Annotated in this window: 19 protein-coding genes; 16 read left to right on the top strand and 3 right to left on the bottom strand. The window is 68.9% G+C overall.

Features of this window, described 5'->3' with window-relative positions:
• Positions 1-11 precede the first annotated feature (11 nt).
• The gene (locus tag OIE75_RS21830) at positions 12-731 is read right to left on the bottom strand and encodes a hypothetical protein (RefSeq protein WP_329471888.1); all 720 of its coding nucleotides are present in this window, start codon (positions 729-731) and stop codon (positions 12-14) included.
• A gap of 499 nt (positions 732-1,230) precedes the next feature.
• Here OIE75_RS21830 and OIE75_RS21825 point away from each other — a divergent pair, with 499 nt between their 5' ends.
• The gene (locus OIE75_RS21825; protein ID WP_307014402.1) at positions 1,231-2,127 is read left to right on the top strand and encodes a hypothetical protein; all 897 of its coding nucleotides are present in this window, start codon (positions 1,231-1,233) and stop codon (positions 2,125-2,127) included.
• Positions 2,128-2,189: 62 nt separating this feature from the next.
• Complete coding sequence (locus tag OIE75_RS21820) at positions 2,190-2,933, top strand: hypothetical protein (protein ID WP_329471887.1); 744 nt, start codon at positions 2,190-2,192, stop codon at positions 2,931-2,933.
• Between the two features lie 669 nt (positions 2,934-3,602).
• Here the strand turns inward: OIE75_RS21820 and OIE75_RS21815 are convergent.
• The gene (locus OIE75_RS21815) at positions 3,603-4,202 is read right to left on the bottom strand and encodes a hypothetical protein (RefSeq protein WP_329471886.1); all 600 of its coding nucleotides are present in this window, start codon (positions 4,200-4,202) and stop codon (positions 3,603-3,605) included.
• A gap of 250 nt (positions 4,203-4,452) precedes the next feature.
• On the opposite strand from OIE75_RS21815, the gene OIE75_RS21810 reads away from it, so the two are divergent.
• The 13 genes from OIE75_RS21810 to OIE75_RS21750 all read left to right on the top strand — a co-directional run bounded on the left by OIE75_RS21810 (position 4,453) and on the right by OIE75_RS21750 (position 14,164).
• Positions 4,453-5,109, top strand: coding sequence for a hypothetical protein (locus OIE75_RS21810; protein WP_329471885.1), 657 nt, complete (start codon positions 4,453-4,455; stop codon positions 5,107-5,109).
• Positions 5,097-6,140 carry a hypothetical protein gene (locus tag OIE75_RS21805; protein ID WP_329471884.1) on the top strand — a complete coding sequence of 348 codons (1,044 nt, stop codon included), beginning with the start codon at positions 5,097-5,099 and terminating at the stop codon, positions 6,138-6,140. Before OIE75_RS21810 ends, OIE75_RS21805 begins: the two co-directional genes overlap by 13 nt.
• A 40-nt stretch (positions 6,141-6,180) precedes the next feature.
• Positions 6,181-6,480 carry a hypothetical protein gene (locus OIE75_RS21800; protein WP_329471883.1) on the top strand — a complete coding sequence of 100 codons (300 nt, stop codon included), beginning with the start codon at positions 6,181-6,183 and terminating at the stop codon, positions 6,478-6,480.
• A gap of 4 nt (positions 6,481-6,484) precedes the next feature.
• Positions 6,485-7,840, top strand: a complete 1,356-nt coding sequence (locus OIE75_RS21795) for a hypothetical protein (protein WP_329471882.1) — start codon at positions 6,485-6,487, stop codon at positions 7,838-7,840.
• 9 nt (positions 7,841-7,849) lie between these two features.
• Complete coding sequence (locus OIE75_RS21790) at positions 7,850-8,263, top strand: hypothetical protein (protein ID WP_329471881.1); 414 nt, start codon at positions 7,850-7,852, stop codon at positions 8,261-8,263.
• Positions 8,250-8,882, top strand: coding sequence for a hypothetical protein (locus OIE75_RS21785; RefSeq protein ID WP_329471880.1), 633 nt, complete (start codon positions 8,250-8,252; stop codon positions 8,880-8,882). The genes OIE75_RS21790 and OIE75_RS21785 overlap by 14 nt, the downstream gene beginning before the upstream one ends.
• A gap of 39 nt (positions 8,883-8,921) precedes the next feature.
• Positions 8,922-9,563, top strand: a complete 642-nt coding sequence (locus tag OIE75_RS21780) for a hypothetical protein (RefSeq protein ID WP_329471879.1) — start codon at positions 8,922-8,924, stop codon at positions 9,561-9,563.
• 134 nt (positions 9,564-9,697) lie between these two features.
• On the top strand, positions 9,698-10,003 hold the full coding sequence (locus OIE75_RS21775) for a hypothetical protein (protein WP_329471878.1): 306 nt from the start codon (positions 9,698-9,700) through the stop codon (positions 10,001-10,003).
• A gap of 2 nt (positions 10,004-10,005) precedes the next feature.
• A complete protein-coding gene (locus OIE75_RS21770) occupies positions 10,006-11,226 on the top strand; it encodes an enoyl-CoA hydratase/isomerase family protein (RefSeq protein WP_329471877.1) in 1,221 nt (406 codons plus the stop codon).
• A gap of 54 nt (positions 11,227-11,280) precedes the next feature.
• Positions 11,281-12,195: a hypothetical protein gene (locus tag OIE75_RS21765; protein ID WP_329471876.1), complete on the top strand. Its 915-nt coding sequence runs from the start codon at positions 11,281-11,283 to the stop codon at positions 12,193-12,195.
• A 181-nt stretch (positions 12,196-12,376) separates the two neighbouring features.
• Positions 12,377-12,943 (top strand): hypothetical protein, encoded by a 567-nt coding sequence (locus OIE75_RS21760; RefSeq protein WP_329471875.1) that lies wholly within the window; start codon positions 12,377-12,379, stop codon positions 12,941-12,943.
• Positions 12,944-13,015: 72 nt separating this feature from the next.
• Entirely contained in the window at positions 13,016-13,468 is a 453-nt protein-coding gene (locus tag OIE75_RS21755; RefSeq protein ID WP_329471874.1) for a hypothetical protein, read from the top strand.
• Between the two features lie 15 nt (positions 13,469-13,483).
• Positions 13,484-14,164: a hypothetical protein gene (locus OIE75_RS21750; protein ID WP_329471873.1), complete on the top strand. Its 681-nt coding sequence runs from the start codon at positions 13,484-13,486 to the stop codon at positions 14,162-14,164.
• 36 nt (positions 14,165-14,200) lie between these two features.
• Here the strand turns inward: OIE75_RS21750 and OIE75_RS21745 are convergent, their stop codons facing one another.
• Complete coding sequence (locus OIE75_RS21745; protein ID WP_234958084.1) at positions 14,201-14,503, bottom strand: WXG100 family type VII secretion target; 303 nt, start codon at positions 14,501-14,503, stop codon at positions 14,201-14,203.
• Positions 14,504-14,789: 286 nt separating this feature from the next.
• On the opposite strand from OIE75_RS21745, the gene OIE75_RS21740 reads away from it, so the two are divergent.
• Positions 14,790-19,364 (top strand): FtsK/SpoIIIE domain-containing protein, encoded by a 4,575-nt coding sequence (locus OIE75_RS21740; protein WP_329471872.1) that lies wholly within the window; start codon positions 14,790-14,792, stop codon positions 19,362-19,364.
• Positions 19,365-19,391: the final 27 nt, after the last annotated feature.

The following is a 19,391-nucleotide window of genomic DNA, read 5'->3' as shown; positions in this document are numbered from 1 at the left end:
TGGGGCCCCTTCTACTTGCCGGGGACGCGCACGACGGCGACCTCGCCGGCGGCGGCGGCCGAGGCGAGGGCTGCGGCGTCGGCCTCGTCGACCAGGAGGGTGAGGGACTTGCTGCCGGTGCTCACGGTGGAGTCGCTGTCCTCGGAAACGCCGTTCACACGGGCGTCCGGCACGATCGCTCCACCGGAGGCGGACGACGACGCGTCGTTGTCGGAGGAGTCGGAGTTGTTGCTGGAGCCGTTGGCTCCGACACGGTAGGCGGCGACGACGTCACCCGACTTGATGCCCGCCGGGTACTGCCCCTCCTTCAGGGCGACACCGACGGAGGCCTTGCCCGCGGGAATCTGCTCCTGCTTTGCGAACATCTGCCCCATCACGACCGTGTCCTTGTAGATCGTGGACTTGGCCTTGAGGTCCTTGAGTGCTTCCAGCTGCGTCCACTGGATGTAGTTGATGCTGTCGTCGGCGGCCACCATCACGGACTCGACGTTGTTGCCCACGGACTCGCCGGCCTGGATGTCGGAGGTCACCCTGACGACCTCCACCCGGTCCCCGGCCCGCAGCACGAGCATCGTGGCCCCCAGCGCACCCACCAGAATCAGCAGCACCGCCAACGCGGCGAGCGCCGGTTTGCGCTCGCGAGGAGGGCTGGGAAGCCGGTCACCGACCGACGGCTGAGCCGGAGCCGCGGAACGCCCCGCGCCCGCCCCCGTACGCTCCTGGATCTTCACGCAACCGCTCCCCGTACGACCAAGAAATTGTCTGCCACGTTCACACCCGAGCCAGGACGACCCAAGTACGCAGAATCATCTGCACATTCGGACAGTCCACCCGCGCCCACCCGACCGGTGACGCCCCGGGACATCCCCTCACACACCCGTCCTACCTGGGCGAATGACCAGCAGTGAGGCGGGTGTCAAGCCATCGCACCGTATCAGCCGCACATAAGCCCCTCAAGGCGTCCCCGCCCCCCGTACCGCCACCCCACCCACCGTTACTCATCTGCAACTTCGCACCCACGGAACCCCCTTGAGTACCGCGCGGCGAACGGCACTCCAACTGTGCACGCGCGAATCCACGAGCGGTACCGCCGGGCACCGTCCGCGTGCTCTTCGTCACGGTGCGCCCATCAGGCCTGCACGATTCACTCACGAGGGAGCGGACCGGACATGCCATGATCTTCGCTCGGATCAGTGACGGGGCGAGCACGGAGAGATCACGGGGGCATCGATGGACCTTCTTCCAGTGAACGGCGCGGCGTTGGCCGCGGACCCGCGGGCCGCGGAGGCGATAGGCGCCGTGAGCGCCCGGCACGGGGTCGACTACATGGACGACGGCGCGGTGAGCGCGTTGCTCGCGGAGCGGCGGCGGGCGATGGAAGGGGAGCGTCGGCACCCGTCCGCATGGCTCGGGATCCTCGCGCTGACTGTGGGCCTGCTCCTGCCGTTCGTCGCTTCGACGATCCGCACGCTGAGCGAACACCGCCTGATCGCGGTACTGGCCGCCTCGGGGTGCCTCGTCGTGGTCGGCACCGCCCTGGTCGTGTACGCGTACACCCGCTGGAGGCGCGCGCTGAACCACCCCACGCTGGCCGGCTACCGCGAGACCCTGGGCATCGCCCGCGCACACGGCATCCCACTGACGCACATCCCGCCGTGGCTGGTGGGCAAATCGTCGCCCGAGGGCGGGAAGGGGGTTGCGCCGATCCCGTCGTATCCACCGGTCGAGCCATCCGGCGAGGCCGACCAGCTACGGCAGGCGGACGGCCTCGTCCTCGCGACCCCCGCCCCCGTCGCCGTACCGCCGAAGCCCGCCGCCGTGTCGGAGTACGAGTGGCGGGTCAACGAGGGCGGTTGGCACACCGAGGCGGGCTGCCTGCTGCTCCTCCTCGGCGGTGGCGGCGCCGCCTATGCCGCGACGTCGAGTGAGCCGGGCGGCTACGCCGCGCTCATCCTCGTGCCCGTCGCCCTGTACGCCTGGCTGGCCGGCAGCCGCCAGGGCAACGAGAAGGAGCGCCTGCGACAGGAGGCGCTGACCTACGTACGGGCGATCGCGGACGCGCAGGCGGCCGGCGCCCGGGTGCCGGAACTCTCCTTCGAACTGCGGAAGCTGGTGGACGAGGCCTAGCCGCCGACCTGCCGCCACGAGCCCTCATCTCTTCCTCCCCTCCCCTCACCAAGGAGCCCCTGATGAACCGCGCCACGAAGACCGCCCTCGCCACCCTGACCCTGCTCTCCCTCGCCGCGCTCACGGCGTGTGGTGGGGACTCCGGTTCGGGCGGGGACTTGGCGGGAAAGCCGTCGGCGACCGCTTCGCAGGAGAAGCAGGCGTCACCTGCGGAACGGCTCAAGCAACTGGTGATCACCAAGGCGGACCTCTCCGGCATGGAGGTCTCCGACGCGGATGTGTCGAACTCCGACTACAGCGAGTACGCCTTCGCCAAGTCCCAGCAGGAGGTCACCGTCGAGAAGCCCGTCTGTGCCCCGCTGGCCTACGCCATGAACCAACTTCCCCTCGGCGAACCGCAGGCCGACCTCACGCGTTCCGTCTCCGAAGGCCTCAACAAGCCGTACACGTACGTGCTGCTCGCGACGTACGAGTCGGGGCGGGCCAAGTCCACCATGACCGACCTGTCCATGGCAGTGGACGCATGCGCCGGCGGCTTCACGGCCAAGGCGAACGGCAACACGAGCACGTACGACTCCGTCACCGCCGAGAAGCCCGTGGCGGAGGCTGGTGAGGAATCCCTCGCATTCCGGTCGACGCTGACGTTCCGGGGCGTCACGCACAGCGTGCACACCCAGGCCGCACGCAGCGGTGACGTGCTCGCCGTGTACTTCTCGGTCGACGGAGCGGCCATCGCAAACGCGAGGCCGAGCGACGCGCAACTGTCGCCGACCGTGGTGAAGGCGCAGAACGCGAAGCTGGCGTGACGGTGTGAGGCCGTTGGCCCTCTTCTTCGCTCGGCGCCGACGGTGCTGCTCGGGGCGGGTTTGCTGCGTCGCCGGTGGCGGGGGGCGCGGGTCGGCGCGGGCTGGGCCCTCCTGGCGGGCTGCTAGCTGTCAGCGCCAGCAGGGCCCAGCGCCGGCCCCAGCCCCACCCCGGGCCGCGCGGCTCTTCCCCTTGCCCTTTTTCCACAACTTCCGCATACGCTCCCGCTCCCGCGCACGGCGCTCCTCGCTGCGAGCACGGCCGGCCCGGTACCGGAGATGTACGCGCAACCAGGCTCGTAGGAGCGGCAGTTCCTGCCCCGAAGGCCGCTGATCAGAAAGATGAACGGCGCCAGCGCGGCAGCCCAGCACACGCCACGGGCCACGACGCGCGCCGCGCGTGGCAGCCTGCCCGTACGGGCCGCGCCGGGGCCCTCGAACCGGCTCGACACCGCCCCGGCCCACCCGACCAGGCTGAGCAGCCCCAGAACGCCCCCGACTGCCCAGGAGCCACCGGGCAGGTCGTACAGCACCGGCGCGACGTGACGCGGGAACCACCGCGTACCCCGACGCCAAGGACCAGCAGCGCCCCGCCCACCACGAGGTACAGCAACAGTCCGACCACGTCCCGCCCCCGGATGCGACCGTGGCTCCTCTCTCGCCCCCCCCCGGTCAAACCCCCTCATACTCCCGATCCCACCTGCTCTGCCGCACGCCACCCCACGTCCCCATCACGACCGCAGCCCCGAAGAGCACCGCGAGCAAACCTCCGTTGGAACTGCTGTCCCTGTCCGCGGTCGGGCCGGCGATGCCTTCAGGGTCGTACCGGACGCGCGTCTCGTCGCCCTTCTCCACCCAGTCCTCGCAGCCGTCGCCCTCCGAGAGCGAGAGCGACGTCTCCTGCCCGTCGACGGAGCGCAGGTCGCAGTGGTTGGTGCCGCTGTCGTCCATGTCGACGACCACGGCTTCGGTCCGAAGGCCCCGGTCCGCCAGGGCTTCCTGAGCACCGGCGCCGGTCCCCAGGAAGCCCATGGCGACACCGGTGATCACAGGAACGATGAGCTGCCAGGCGACCTTCCTCTTCTTGCGCGGCACTCGCCGCAACGCGAGTACCGGGACCAATAGCGTCGCCAGTGGGAGCACGAAGACGGCAAGCAGCAGCCCTGTCGCCCGCGCGACGGCAGGGAGCGGCACGACGGGTCCCAGCCAGGAGAGCCCCAACGAGCCGCCGGCGCACACCAGACTGAACAGCAGCCAACGGCCCCAGTCCACACGCCACCACACGGGCCCGCCGCCGGTGCGGGGTATGTCGTCTGCCCCGTGCCCCCAGCCCCTCAACCGCACCTCGCGTGTCCGATATCACTCTAACGAGCGTGTCATGGCCACGCGGCCGCTTCCTCCAGGCGCCCTTTACGCCCGGCATTGCCCCTCTCCTCAGGGAAGCTCGCTCTGGCGAAACCAACAACCCCCCGACTACCGTCAGACCTCTTGACCGAATCTTTGTCTCACGGGGGAGCTCACTGTGAAGCGCCGTTCTTTGCCCGTTGCCACCGCGCTCGCTGCAACGGCAGCGCTGCTTCTGACGGCCTGCGGCGGCGGGGACGACAAGGCCGACGACAGTGACAAGATCGCGGGAGCGGACACCGGGGGCTCACCGTCGGCCACGGCGCCGAGCGCCGCCGCGTCGGACTCCGCCGACCGCCCGGACGTCACGCTGCCGAAGGACGTCAAGGACGTCTTCGAGAAGTGGGAGACGGGCGACGCGACCAAGGACGCCGTCCTCGCCGACGCGGCACGGGCGCAGACGGCGATGAACGACGCCATCGTGCAGGGCAGGACGGACACGGCGGGTCTGACCTTCTACTACGAGGGCAAGGCGCTGACCACGTCCGTGAAGTGGGTGCAGAAGTGGCTGGACGCCGGAATCACGTACACCGGCACCACCCGGTACTTCGATCCCAAGGTTGAACTCTTCGACGCGAAGTCCGCGGGCGTCTCGTTCTGCGCCGACGAGACGAAGGCCTACAACAAGGAGCGAAAGACCGGAAAGGTCGACAAGTCTCCGGCCACGAGCGATTCCTACGTGCTGTACAACACCCGGCTGGAGAAGAACGACCAGGGCGTCTGGCGTACGACGGACGGCACTTCTGTACGGGGGAGCGAGACATGCGTGCAGTGAGAAAGGCCCGGCTCGTGACGGCGACGGGGGTGCTGGCCGCCACGTGCGTGCTCGCCACGGCCGGCACCGCGGTCGGCAAGGACCCCGGCGGCTCCCAGTTCGACGTCGAGGGCACCAACGACAAGGACAAGGGTCGGACTCTCGAGTCACGGATCGTCTTCACCGGTTCGACCGGAGGGGGCGGCAAGGAGGGCTCGGGGGGATTCACCCCCGCCGAGGACTGGAGCCCACCGGCCTGCTGGTACGAGCCGAAGTGGACTCCGGACGAGTTCGCCGACGAGTTCCGCGAACGCTGGGACATACCCCACGCGAGTGGAGTGGGCGAGGCCTATCGGCTCTCCCAGGACCACTACATCAACGGGGAGCCCTACAAGGACTTCAACAAGGAGGAAGCCGGCAAGGGGATCTGGTGGGACTCGGTCCGCGACGACGACCGCGCCGAAGCGGGTGACCCGGCCGCCTTCGCCTGCGACACCGAGACGTTCTGGGTCGAGAACGGGGAAGCCCCCGAGGTCGAGAACGCCGTGACCCCGGAGATCCTCGCCCAGCTCGCCTACGCCAGGATCAAGGTCCCCGACACCGCGGTCACCCTCGCCCCGGGAGGCACGACGAAGGTCAACCTGCCGACGTGGGCCTGGCTCGACCGGGCCAAGTTCGACGAGGTGTCCGTCACCGCGTCGCTCGACGTGGGCGGCGTGAACATCCAGGCGACCACCACCGCCACCCCGGTCTCCCTCAAGCTGGAGCCGGGCACGCCGGACGCCGAGACCTACCCCGCCTCAGGAGAGTGCGCGATCAACGACGACGGTTCGATCGGCGAGCCCTACACGAAGGGCAAGGCCGACCGGACCCCGCCCTGCGGCATCAAGTACCTCCGCAGCTCCGGAGACGGCTCGTTCGACCTCCAGGCGACGGTCACGTGGGAGGTCGCCTGGACGGGCTCGGGAGGAGCGGGCGGCGATCTGCCCGACGGGACGTTCGGGAACGGCCAGGAGGTCGTCGTACAGGAGATCCAGGCGGTCAACCGTTGAAAGCAGAACAGCGAGAGCGCATGCGAGGGGAAGGGCCACTGTGGGCGACCCGGATCTGACGGTCGACTACGACTTCCTCGCGGACTGTGAGCGCAAGCTCGGCCAGCTCAAGAAGACGTTCGAGGACATCGAGAACCGCCGCGACGACATGAAGGAGCACTGGGGCTCCGGTCTCATCGCCGGGGCCATGGAGGACTTCGTCGACAACTGGGACGACTACCGCACCAGGCTCATCGAGTCCATCGAATCGGTCGGCAAGCTCGTGGCCGGCAGCAAGAAGGCCTTCGAGGACCTCGACAAGCAGCTGGCCGAGGCCAACAAGAAGAAGCAGAAGAAGTGACGCCGTGACACCGACATCCAAGCGCCGTCCGGTGGACTGGCAGCCGCTGTGCGCATCCGATCCCGTTCCCGGCGATCCGGAGGAGATCCGTTCCGAGGTCAAGCACATGGTCTCGGTGGCCAAGAAGCTCCGGGACCAGGCCAAGAACCTCAAGGCGATCAGCGACGACGAGACCCTCAAGGGCAAGTACGTAAAGACCTTGCGCGACGAGTCATCCACGCTGGAGAAGCACATGCGGGAGGTGGCCGGACGGTACGAGCGGGTGCACGGCCACCTGACCAAGTGGTCGAACGAACTGGAGGACTTCCAGAGCGACGCCGACAAGCTCCTGCGCCAAGCCAAGGAGAAGCAGGCTGAGGTCGAGGCCGACAAGGCCAAGAAGGACGCCCCGGAGGACAAGGACGTCTCGCAGGGGTCCCCCAGCGGCGCCAGTCCCTTCGACGACCCCCTTCAGCCGTACCGAAGGACCCTGGACTCCCTCACCGGCAACCGGACCACTCGCGCCAACCACTACGCCGGGAAGATCCGCGACGAGATCGACGACGTGATCGAGGACTCGTGGTGGGACGACGTCAAGGGCTGGGTCCACGATCACGCGGACGGAATCAAGGCCTTCATCGATGTTCTCGGCTGGGTCGCGACAGCGGCAGGCTTCCTGGCGCTCGCCATTCCCGGCTTGAACTTGCTTGTCCTCGGCATCGCGGCGCTGACGATCGGGCTCAGACTCCTGCTGGTGGCATCAGGCGACGCCACCTGGACAGATGTCATCTTCGACGTCGTGGGTGGGCTCCTCGTCGTGGGCGGCCTCGGGGCGGCCGCGAAGCTCGCCAGCGGCGCCAAGGCCACCGTGGGCGCTGCTCAGGGCGCCCGGACCGCCGGCCTGCGGCAAGGGCTCAGGGGCGTCAAGAGCACCCTGGACGACACCGGACGGTTGATGACCAAATTGCCGGAAGGGCCGGGGCGGCAGGCCCTCGGAGCGGCCCGTAACGCGATGCGTAAGTCCATCTCTCAGAACGTCGGACTGGTCGCCAAGGGGCCCCTGAGGGTCAGCCCGTTGTCGACGCTGGTGCACCTCGGCGACAAGGAGATGGCCGGCATGGCGAAAATGCTGCAGGCGAACAAGGCTGCCTTCCCGGCGGCCGCGGGGGCTGCGGCGGATAAGGCGTACAAGTCCTATCAGGCAGGCCTCGGCGTCGCCTGGACCGGCATGGGGATGGACGTCGTGGACAAGACGCTGGGCAAGAGCGACCTGACAAGCTGGACCAAGGAGGAGTTCGGAACCGGCGAGAAGCCGTACAACGCGGCGTACTCAGACTGGAAGGACAACACCCTGAAGCCCGCCGCCGACACCCACTGGTGAGGAATGACCATGGACCTGAACTCGGCGCAACGCATTACCGAGGCCGAAGCCGCCCGCACCGGGCTCGGTACCGGCCCCAACCGTCGGCTCCGGCTGACGCTGATCATCGGAATGCCACTATTCCTCCCGGTGTTGGGGATTATGATCCTGGTGCCGAAGTCAATGATGAATGGCGTGCTCTACGTTTATGAGGCCGGAATCATCGGCTGCCTCCTGCACTACGTCTGGGTCTTCGCGAAGTACCCCCGTCACGCGAGCCGTCCGCCCTACCTCACCCGGGACCTCGCCATGGGCGGCGGCTTCTTCCTGCCCTCGCTCTTCTTCGGTTTCTGGCCGGGCATGATCGCCGCCCCGGCGTGGGCGCTTTTCGTAGGCGTTACCTATGCCGTGGAAGTGACACGGGGGCGCAATGACCACCGCTGAGCACCGCCGGCCCCCGAACGGTTTCAACCTGGTGCCGCCCCCCGGCTGGGACGTGATTCCGCTGCACACGGGCACCAAGGAAGCGATGGACCACATCGTCCGCAAGGCCGTCGCACAACTGCCCGTGGGCTTCCCCAAGGACGACATTCCGAAGGCACGGCTGAAGCTCACCCAGGAGATGAAGAAGGTCGTCCGCCGGGCCAGGGCCAAGGGGGGAATGACCCTCTACCTCCCCACCGAACGCGTTCATGGCGTCGCATTGCCCGTTTCGATCGTGGCCTCCGAGCCGATCGAGATTCCGCGCATCAGGCCCGACAGCGGCCCGGAAGCGGTCCTGGCCGCGCTCGCCTCCGTGACTCCGGGTGCCGAGACGCGGACGCTCGACGACACCGCGGCCCTGCGCTCGGAGCGAGATGTACCCGCCGACCCGGCCAAGGGCGTCGATGTCGCTCACCGCCAGGTCGAGTACTTCGTTCCGGTCCCGGACAGCGCCCTCGATCAGTACCTCGCCTTCTCCTTCAGCGCCCTGATCGCGCCCGGCTCGGATCTCGCCTTCTATGACACCCTCGTGGAATTGTTCGATGCCGTGATGGGCACCTTCCGCTGGAGCTACGCCTGAAGGCCCTCTCTGTCGCGCCCCCGAAGAAAGAGAGCAGTCATGTCCGAAGGCACCCTGTGGAGCAGCGATCTCGGCGCCCCGCTCCACATCGACACGGATGCCAACCCCGACCTCTGGGGCTATTTTCACCTCCAGATCGACAAGAAAAATTTCAAGGAATGGCTGGACCTGCACCTGACCGGCCTGGCCGCCATCCACGACATCGAACTCACCCGCAAACTACGCCGCTTCCACAAGAGCTTCTACGAGCAGTTGATCGTCACGCTCCGGGACAAGCTTCAGGCCGAAGAGGCGTTCATCTACCATCCCGTTCCGCTGACCTACATGCCACTGGTGATGCACGCCACCCGCCTCCACTGCGAGTCCCCTGACCCGGCCTCCTGCGAGGGAGCCACCGCGTTCACGGTGCCGCACCCGGAGATCCCTGAGTGGCAGCAGCGAACCGGCAGCATTCCGTTCGCCTCTCCGTACCTGGGCGCGGACGGGGTCCGGGTCACCCGCTCCTACCCCGCGGACAGCACCCTCATGATGACCGCCGTCACGTACCACTGGCACACCCCGCCCGGCCTCCCCGACGTCGTACTCCGCGGGCACCACGACGATCCGGAAGTGATCGCCGCGGCCATGGAACCCCTGGACGACTTCGCGCGAACGCTGCGGCTTCCCGGGGCGGCTCATTGACCGGCCCCGATGGATACGCCCTTCGGCCTCCCGCGGCGAATCGCCGCCCAGCTCGTACCCAGTGGCGGAACCGGCCCCGTGATCGATACGGTCAGTGAGCTTGCCCCCAACGCCCACAGGGACCGGAGTGCCGTATGAGTGACCTGACTCTCGACGACACCATCTTCCAGCACCTGAAGGAGACGTTCGGCTCCATCAGCGACCGCATGGAGGCCACCCGCCGTACCCTGCGCGGCGCCGATGCATCAGCGGTCGGAGAGGCGAGCCTCGTCGAGGACGTGCAGGACTTCGCCGACGAGTGGGGCTACGGCATCAAGCAGCTCGGCAAGCACACGCAGGGCGCCGTGAAGATGATCAACCACATCGGCGACACCTTCGGCAAGCTCGACCTGGACCTCGCCGAGTCGCTCAAGGCCGCCAAGGCGAAGAAGGGCAAGTAGACGTGGCCGGCACGCGTCCCGCGTTCCCGAACATAGGCTGGGACCCGACTCCCGGAGACGTCGAGGACACTCGCGAGCTCGCCAAGAAGCTCGGCAGTCTCGCCAGTGACCTGGGCACGGCGGTGAAGGAACTCGAACGCATCGAGTGCGGCGCCTGGAAGGGCAAGACCGCTATCGCCTTCACCGAGTACATCGGCGAAGACGTCACCCCGCTCATCCGCAAGAGCTTCGAGTCCTTCGACAAGGCCTCCCGTGCGCTGCATCGCTGGTCCAACGAGCTGAAGGACTTCCAGGACGAGGCCAACCGGCTCGAGAAGTCCGCCGGGACCAAACTCGACGAGAAGGCCGACGCCGAGGCGAAGGCCGACGGCAAGGGAAGTAAGGAACTCGGCGAGGCGTCCAGCGCCGTCGACGGCGTCATCCAGAAGGTCCACGACCTCGAGGAGCGCTTCAAGGAGGCCGCTCGCCGTATCGGCAAGGAGCTGGACAAGGCCGGTGACATCGCCCCCAACGAGCCCGGCTTCTGGGACAAGCTCGGCAAGGGCATAGCCGACGCCTGGGATGCCACCGGCGACTGGCTGAAGGAGCACGCGGATCTGATCAAGGCGATCGGCGACGTGCTCAGCGACATCACGGCGGTCCTGGGCATGCTGGCCATCGTGACCCTTCCGTTCCCGCCCCTATCGGCGATCTTCGGCACGGCCGCGCTGATCGGCGCCGGGCTGTCCCTGGCAACGCACGGCGTGGCGAAGGCGGCAGGTGCCGACGTCAGCTGGGCACAACTCGGCCTCGACGCCGTGGGCCTGCTGCCGGGCATCGGCATGTTCGGCAAGGGGGTCAAGGTGGTGGGAGCGGGCAAGGCGGCCGCCACCGCGAGCAAGCTGGGCAAGGGCTTCGAGGCCACCAGTGTGGGAAGAGCGCGCGTCTTGCTGTCCTTCGGCGGGGAGTCCACCCACTTGCAGGGCGGGCTGGGCAAGGCGGGCCTGGTGAAGATCGGTGGCTTCTCCGACGAGGTGTACGAGGTGGCGCACTCGACGAGCGGCCTCATGTCGCGGATGGGCGGTCTCTCCGTCGCCGGATACCACCAGGGACAATTGATCGGGACCAAGGGCGCGAACTTCATCCCAGGAGTGAACCTCGAACCGTTCAGTGCGGCGGGAATGGCTTTGGACGCCGGGCTCAAGGTCGCGCCGAAGATCTATGGACATGTGACCGCCGACTGACTCGCTGTAGGAGAACACCATTCTCACGTTCGCCGCGGAGGAGGAATGACGCCCATGAACCTCTGGCTCCCCCCAGCCGGTGAGACTCTCCTCGCTCGCGCTCCGGTTACGTTCGCCTCCGGTGCGGCCATGCGCGTCAAAGGAATGCGCTGGTTCCGCGACACAGAACGCAGGGATATTCAGGGCCAGTTGGCAGGCTGGCCTGAGGGGCCGACCTACACGGCCCGGTCGGCGCCGGGGGCGAGCGGGCTGAACGCCCTCAAGGGCACGGCGATCGCCGCGGGAACCCTGGTGTGGGGCGCGCTCTCCTCGCAGGGAGGTGGCGTCGGTGGTCCGGCAGGCCGTACCGGTGCTGATAAGTCTCACGATCACTCGGACGAGGTCGAGGACTTCCCCGTCATCTGGGCCGCCCCGGACACGACTGCTCGCACCCTGCCCTGGCGGCTGGATCCGGACCGGTCTCCTCCGGCGCACTACCGCACCCACGCGGTGATCACCGACCTCCGACTGGTGATCGTGGGCTTTCCGTACGTGAAGGGGAATGACTCCCTCATCAACGACGAATTCCTGTGGGACACCTCTCGGTCCACCATCGCGAGCGTCGAGTTGCGTGACTTCAAGACCGACCACGACGTCAAGATCGTGTTTACGGACGGTTCCTGGACCCGGCTCGGCAGCGTGAAAAGGGAGAGGCTGACTCGGTACCTTGTCGAACCGCTTGATTTCATCCCGTTGGACTCACTCGCATCAGCTCAGCGGGAGACCGCGGAGCGATTCGCCTCCGCGCAAGCACCGGATGCCCAGCCGCCCCTCGTCAAGCAGAACCCCTGCGGTTGCTTTCGGGTCGAAGTGCTGGCTCCCAGCACGGTCGACCCCTTCTTTGGGCACCCCGGTCGGCACACGGTGATGAATTCGGCCGGTGTCGAACTCAAGCTGACCGAGTACCACCCGGACGACTTCCTGACCTGACGCCCGCCGCGCCCTGGATGAGAACGGCCGACAACGCCTTATGAGCTCCGCAACGCCCCCTCCGCACGCCATCCCCGCAACAGCGGGCCTTCCACCCCTCTGGTTCATCGCTCCGGAGGGGTTCTTCGCCCTCCCCATCGCCGCCACCCCCGAGGAGCGTTTGGAGGGCGCCTCGGCATTCGTGCGCGAGCTGTACTCACGCGGCGACGAGGAGACTTGGGGCCCTGCCGCCCCGTACTACGCGGGGATCGCGGAGATGATGGGAGCCTCCGGTCTCTCCTACGCCGCCATGGGATTGTTCTCCACCGCTGAGGAAGACGGCACGTCGCATGGCGAGGTGCAGCGGTACGAACCTGCCGACGGTGTCGCGCAGTGCGCTTTCACCGTGGGGATCATCCCCACGGACCAAGCCGGCGCCGACACCGATGTCGTGGCCCAAGGCATACTCGCGGTCCTCACCGGTGACCCGTACAACAACGCCATCTGGGTCGATCTCCCCTGCGGTCCCGCCGTCTCATCCATCACACTGCGCGAATACACACTCAGCCCGGAGATGGCAGCGAACCCGGAGGAAACAAAGCTGCTCACCGGCCAGATCCAGGTGCACGTCCCGTTCCCGACCGGACCGTACACCGCGGTGTTCACCCTCTACACGGCCTCCATGGACCACTGGACGGAGATCTACCGCCTGATGTCAGCCGTTCTCCAAACGCTCTCTTTTCATGATCCGGCCGACGACCACGGCTGAGGCGAGCTGCTCGTCACGCTGGTATTCGTCGTCGTACGCCCCGAGGAGGCCCTCGGGCTCACCGTCGCGGCGGTGCTCGCGCTGGCGGTTCTGGTGCTGGGCCTGCCCAGGGCCCTCCTTATGCGCCGCCGGGAGCGCGCCGAACCGCGTGCCGCCGCCGACGGTCTGGCCTCGGCCTTCAGCGCCGGGGCTGTGCCGCTTCCCGTGCGCTACGGGCTGGCCGAGGCGGACACCGCGGGGGCGGGCGAGGCGGGCCCCAGGGGTTGGGACGCCGGGCCGTCGCGCGCGGGTGCTCTGGCGGTCGGGCGGGAAACGCTGCGGTTGCGGGGTGCGGACGGAGCAGCCCTCGATCTACCGCTCGACGACGTCGCGGGCGTGGCGCTCGTGCCCAGCGGTGTGGCGTGGGTGGCCAACACGGTGGACGTGCTGCTCAACTCCGGGGCAGGGATCGAGTGTCGGTCTCCAGAAGCGGTAGCCATCATGGACGCGTTCGGCCGTGCCGGTGTGCACGTACTTGAGTCTTAGGTGAGAGGAGCCGACGTGGCGTCCAGGAGCGACCAGCGCGCGGCAGCGGAGCGTCTCGGAGTGCACGCCGAGGCGAGTGAGTGGTGCACGATCGACAAGATCCCCCAGCCTCCCGCGGACGTACTCCAGGCCGCTGGAAATCCCCCGCTCCGGCCGGGAAGACTGCGGCCCCTGGGCATGGTCGGTGCGGCGCTCGCCGTGCTGTTCGCGCCGCTCGTCATGCTGTTGTCCCTTCTGTCCGATGCGGAGGAAGCGCTGAAGCGGGCCCTCGCCACGAAGGCCGAGAAGGAGCGGCTGCGGGCCAAGGACGCCGACGACAAGCGCCGGGACGCCCTCGTCGCCGAGCGCGGGCTGGACGGGGTCTTCGACGGGAACTGGGACGGCGACGCAGGCCGGTTCCTGCTGGGCTGGTACGGCCGGTCCCCTCACCCTGAGCGGCTCGTCCTCGCGGTGGACGACGGGATCGTTCTGGCGGCTCCGCCGCGACGCGTCTCCGTCGGGAAGGAGAAGCACATGCGGGTCGTCGCCCGCCTCTCCGCCTCCGAGGCCGTCCTCGTCGACCCGTTCAACGGTGAGTTCGACACCCGAATCGTCCTGATCCGCTTCCGGGACCGCTCCTGGCTGCGCCTGGGGACGGTCGAGCCGCGCAGTGCGCTGCACAGGTACCTTCTCCGCCAGCCCCTCGCCGACAGCTGACCCGCCCGGCGTACCGGGCGGGTCGCCGTGTCGGGGCTACTTGCTCCGCGCCTGCTTCGCCAGTTCCTCGTCGATCTGCTCGAACTTGTCCGCGGCCGTGGTCAGGTAGTCGCCCATGCCGTCGAGGCCGTCGAGCGTGTCCTTCGCGCCCTTGGTGAACTCGTCGAAGTTGTCGTCGAAGGCCTTCGAGGAGGACTTCGTGACATAGCCCGACTCGACCAGGTTCGCGATGTACTTGCGGAGGCCGTCGAGCTTCTCCTGGAGCTTTTCCTTCTCCTTCACGACATGCTTGGCCGCATCCCGCATGTCCTGGTATGTGATGTCAAGGTCTTTGGCCATGAAGCCGCTTCCTCTCACAACGCCGCAGGGCCAACCCCCGTGGCTCCTTCTTTGCGGATCGAACCGGCGCACCGGTCAGACCGGTCGTATGTCACGACCGGTGTGATCGTCCGCTCTTGAGGCAGCAGCTTACGGGTGAGGCCGTTGGTGTCACATCCCTGCGTTGCCTTCGGGAACGTCCGGTCACCTCCCTGTTGCCGGACCGCGACACCCAGCGGATATCGTCGCCTGGACTGTGAGCCGTGGTGTGGAAGCGGCTCCAGGGGCTCGCCTGGGGAGGACAAGCGTGCGACTGACCCTGACCGTCGTCGACCCGTTCGGCGGTGGCACCGCCGACGTCGTGCTCGACGCCGATCCAGAGTCCACCGTGGGGGACATCGCCGAGGAGCTGGCCAAGCAGGTCGGCGTCGCGGGAGCGCAGGTCATCCCCATCGGGCAGCAGCGTCAGGCGCCGGCGAGCGGCGCGCCGCTCGTCTACGTCGACGGGTACGCCGTCGATCCATCCGCCACCGTGGTCGGCTCGCCGCTGCGCGAGGGCGCCGTCGTCTCCCTCCAGGATCCGTCCGGGTGTCTGCCCGGAGAGCCCACCGGGCTGGTGGAGTTGCGGATCGTCGGCGGGCCGGGGGCCGGGTTCGTGCACCGGCTCGGCGTCGGGAAGTACGACATCGGCAGCGGAGCGGCGTCGTACGTCCGGATCGACGATCCCGAGGTCGACTCGCGCGCCCTCACCCTCTCCGTGTCCACCGACGGCACCTGCAAGGTCGCCGTGCACGCCGAGAAGGAAGAGGTCACCCTCGACGGCGAGTCCATGAAGGACCGGGACGGTGACGAGTGGCCGCTCGGCGCGCAGATAGCCGTCGGCAACTCGCTCGTCGAACTGGCCCGGTACTCGCCTCCCAACGCCGCTCTGAAGTGGTCCGAGGACGGGGTGGGGCTGGACTACAACCGGCCGCCGCGGCTGCGTCCGCCGGAGCGGCAGACGAACTTCCGGCTGCCCTCGCCGCCCCGCGAGTACGAGGCACGGCCGCTGCCCTGGCTGATGGCGCTGACCCCGCTGGTGGGTGCGGTGGTGGCCGTGGCGGTCTTCGGGCGCTGGTACTACCTGATCATGGCGGGTCTCAGCCCCATCCTGCTCTTCGCCAACTACTTCAACGACAAGAAGCACGGGCGCAAGTCCCACGCCAAGCAGGTCAAGGAGTACGAGGAGCAGAAGGCCCGGATCGAGAAGGACGCGCAGGACGCGCTCGTCACCGAGCGGACCGACCGGCGGCACGCCATTCCCGATCCGGCGGTCGTGCTGTCCGTCGGGACGGGGCCGCGGACGCGGTTGTGGGAGCGGCGGCGGACCGACCGTGACCATCTCCTGCTGCGCTTCGGCACCGGGCAACTGCCCTCCGAGGTCGTCCTCGACGACCCCGAGCAGGACGACCACCGCCGCCAGGTCACCTGGAAGATCGAGGACGCGCCCGTCGCGCTCTCCCTGCGTTCCCTCGGCGTCATCGGCGTCGCGGGCCCCGGGGACTCCGCCCGGTCGCTCGGACGCTGGGCGGTCGCGCAGACGGCCGCGCTGCACAGCCCCATGGACGTGCAGTTCTACGTGCTGAGTGAGAACTCGGCGCAGCCCGGGTGGGACTGGGTGCGCTGGCTGCCGCACTCCCGGCCCTCCGGCGGTCAGGACGTCAACGTCCTCATCGGGACCGACGCCGAGACCGTCGGCGCCCGCATCGGCGAGCTGACGCAGATCCTCGACGCCCGCAAGAAGGCCGCCGAGCAGAAGGGCGGCGGCGGGCCGGGGACGAGCTTCAGCGACCCGGACATCGTCGTCGTCTGGGACGGGTCGCGTCGGCTGCGGTCCCTGCCGGGTGTCGTGCGGCTGCTGCGTGAGGGGCCGGCGGTGTCGATGTTCGCCGTGTGCCTCGACTCCGAGGAGCGGTTCCTGCCGGGCGAGTGCCAGGCGTTCGTCGTCGCCGAGCCCAAGGCGGAGGACCCGGAGCGGCAGGAGAGCGGACCGCAGGCCGCCGCCCAGCAGACGCCCGGTGGGTTCCCGTCGTTCCAGGCCTGGCACGGCAACGCGGCCGCCGAGCCCGAACAGCGGGCCCGCACAGAGAAGTTGCGGCTGCGGGTCGAGGAGGCCGGGGTCGAGCGGATCACGGACGTGCGGCCCGACTTCGTCACGCCCGCGTGGTGTCTGCGGCTGACGCGCTCGCTGTCCGCGCTGCGCGACATCAGCGGCGAGACCGAGGACTCCGCGCTGCCCGGCGCCAGCCGGCTGCTCGACGTGCTCCAGCTGGAGCCGCCGACATCCGACGCGATCAGCGCGCGGTGGCGGATGGGCGGGCAGTCGACGATGGCCGTCATCGGTGAGTCGTACGACGGTCCCTTCGGCATCGACATGCGCAAGGACGGACCGCACGGCCTGATCGCCGGTACGACCGGTTCCGGTAAGTCCGAGCTGCTGCAGACGATCGTGGCCGCGCTGGCCGTCGCGAACACGCCCGAGAACATGACCTTCGTCCTCGTCGACTACAAGGGCGGGTCCGCGTTCAAGGACTGCGTGAAGCTGCCGCACACCGTCGGCATGGTCACCGACCTCGACGCCCACCTCGTGGAGCGGGCCCTGGAGTCGCTGGGCGCCGAGCTGAAGCGGCGGGAGCACATCCTCGCCGCCGCCGACGCCAAGGACATCGAGGACTACCAGGATCTGGTCAGGAGAGATCCCTCGCACGCTCCGGTGCCGCGGCTGCTCATCGTCATCGACGAGTTCGCGTCCATGGTGCGGGACCTGCCCGACTTCGTCACCGGTCTCGTGAACATCGCCCAGCGAGGGCGTTCCCTCGGCATCCACCTGCTGCTCGCCACCCAGCGGCCCAGCGGTGTCGTCTCCCCCGAGATCCGCGCCAACACCAACCTCCGCATCGCGCTGCGCGTGACCGACGGCGGCGAGTCGAGCGACGTCATCGACTCGCCGGAGGCGGGGCACATCTCCAAGAACACCCCGGGCCGCGCCTACGTGCGCCTCGGTCACTCCTCCCTGGTCCCCTTCCAGTCGGGCCGCGTGGGTGGCCGTCGGCCCGGCGCCGCGGACCCGGCCGCGCTCGCCCCCTGGGTCGGCGCGCTGGGCTGGGAGGACCTGGGCCGGGCCGCGCTGACCAAGCCGAAGGCCGAGTCGCGCGAGGACGACGAGATCACCGACCTCAAGGTGCTCGTGGACGCGGTACGCGACGCGAACCGGTCGATGGGCATCCCCGCCCAGCACAGCCCCTGGCTGCCGGCGCTGGACGAGATGCTGCTGCTGGACGCCATCGAGGTCCCGGTCCTCGCCGGCGCCGCCCCGGGCAAGCTGCCACCGGCCCCGTACGGCATCGAGGACCTGCCCTCCGACCAGGCCCGCCGCCCGGTCGTCGTCGACTTCGCGACCTTCGGGCACCTGATGATCGGCGGCGCCCCGCGCAGCGGCCGCTCCCAGGTGCTGCGGACCATCGCGGGCTCGCTGGCCCGCACCCACTCCACCGCCGACGTCCACCTCTACGGCATCGACTGCGGCAACGGCGCCCTCAACGCGCTGACCCGGCTGCCGCACTGCGGCGCGGTCGTCAGCCGCAACCAGACCGAGCGGGTGGTCCGGCTCGTCAACCGGCTCAAGGGGGAGATGGACCGCCGCCAGAACCTGCTGGCCGACAAGGGCTTCGCCGACATCGGCGAGCAGCGGGCCGCGGTGACCGAGGACGAGCGGCTGCCGCACATCGTCGTGCTCCTCGACCGCTGGGAGGGCTGGGTGCCGACCCTCGGCGAGGTGGACCACGGGGCGCTGACCGACGAGTTGCAGACGATGATGCGCGAGGGCGCGAGCATCGGCATCCACCTGGTCCTGACCGGTGACCGCACCCTCCTCGTGGGCCGCATCGCGACCCTCACCGAGGACAAGTACGGTCTGCGCCTCGCCGACCGCAGCGACTTCGCCTCGCTCGGCATCCCGGCCCGCAAGGTCCCCGAGGAGATCCCGCCGGGCCGCGCGTTCCGCAACGAGGCGGGTACGGAGACGCAGTTCGCGCTGCTCTCCGAGGACACCACCGGTCAGGGCCAGGCGGCGGCGATCACCGCGATCGGCGAGGCCGCGGCGGCGCGCGACGCCGAAGTGCCGCGCGCCCGCCGCCCGTTCCGCGTCGACAGCCTGCCCAGCCGGATCACCTTCCCCGAGGCCTGGGAGCTGCGCGACCCGGAGGCGTCCCGCTCCAAGCTGTGGGCGCTGATCGGCATCGGCGGCGACGAGATCGTCGGCTTCGGCCCCGATCTCGCCGACGGCGTACCGTCGTTCGTCATCGCGGGACCCGCCAAGTCCGGCCGCTCCACCGTCCTGATGAACGTCGCCCAGTCGCTCCTCGCCCAGGGCACCCGCCTGGTCGTCGCCGCGCCCCGCCAGTCGCCGATGCGTCAACTGGACGGCGCGGACGGCGTACTGAAGGTCTTCACCGGCGACGACATCGACGAGGACGAGTTCGAGGAGCTGATCGACCAGGCCAGCCTGGAGGAGCCGATCGCCGTCCTGATCGACGACGGCGAGATCCTGGAGGACTGCGACGCCGAGAGCCAGATGAAGAAGATCGTCTCCCGGGGCGCCGAACGCGGCCTCGCCCTCGTCATCGCCGGTGACGAGGAGGACGTGTGCAGCGGCTTCTCCGGCTGGCAGGTCGACGCCAAGAAGGCCCGCCGCGGCATCCTGCTCTCCCCGCAGGAGTCCTCCAGCGGCGACCTCATCGGCCTGCGTGTCTCCCGCGCCATGGTCGGCGGCCCGGTGGCGCCGGGCAAGGGCATGCTGCACCTCGGCGACGGGGAGCTGCGCACGGTGGTGGTACCGGGTTGAGCGGCGGCCCGGCCGCGGCGCCGGGAC

The organism is Streptomyces sp. NBC_01723, assembly GCF_036246005.1.
GTDB lineage: Bacteria > Actinomycetota > Actinomycetes > Streptomycetales > Streptomycetaceae > Streptomyces.
The sequence above is the reverse complement of the archived record's forward strand: the minus strand, read 5'-3'. Positions and strand labels throughout refer to the sequence as shown.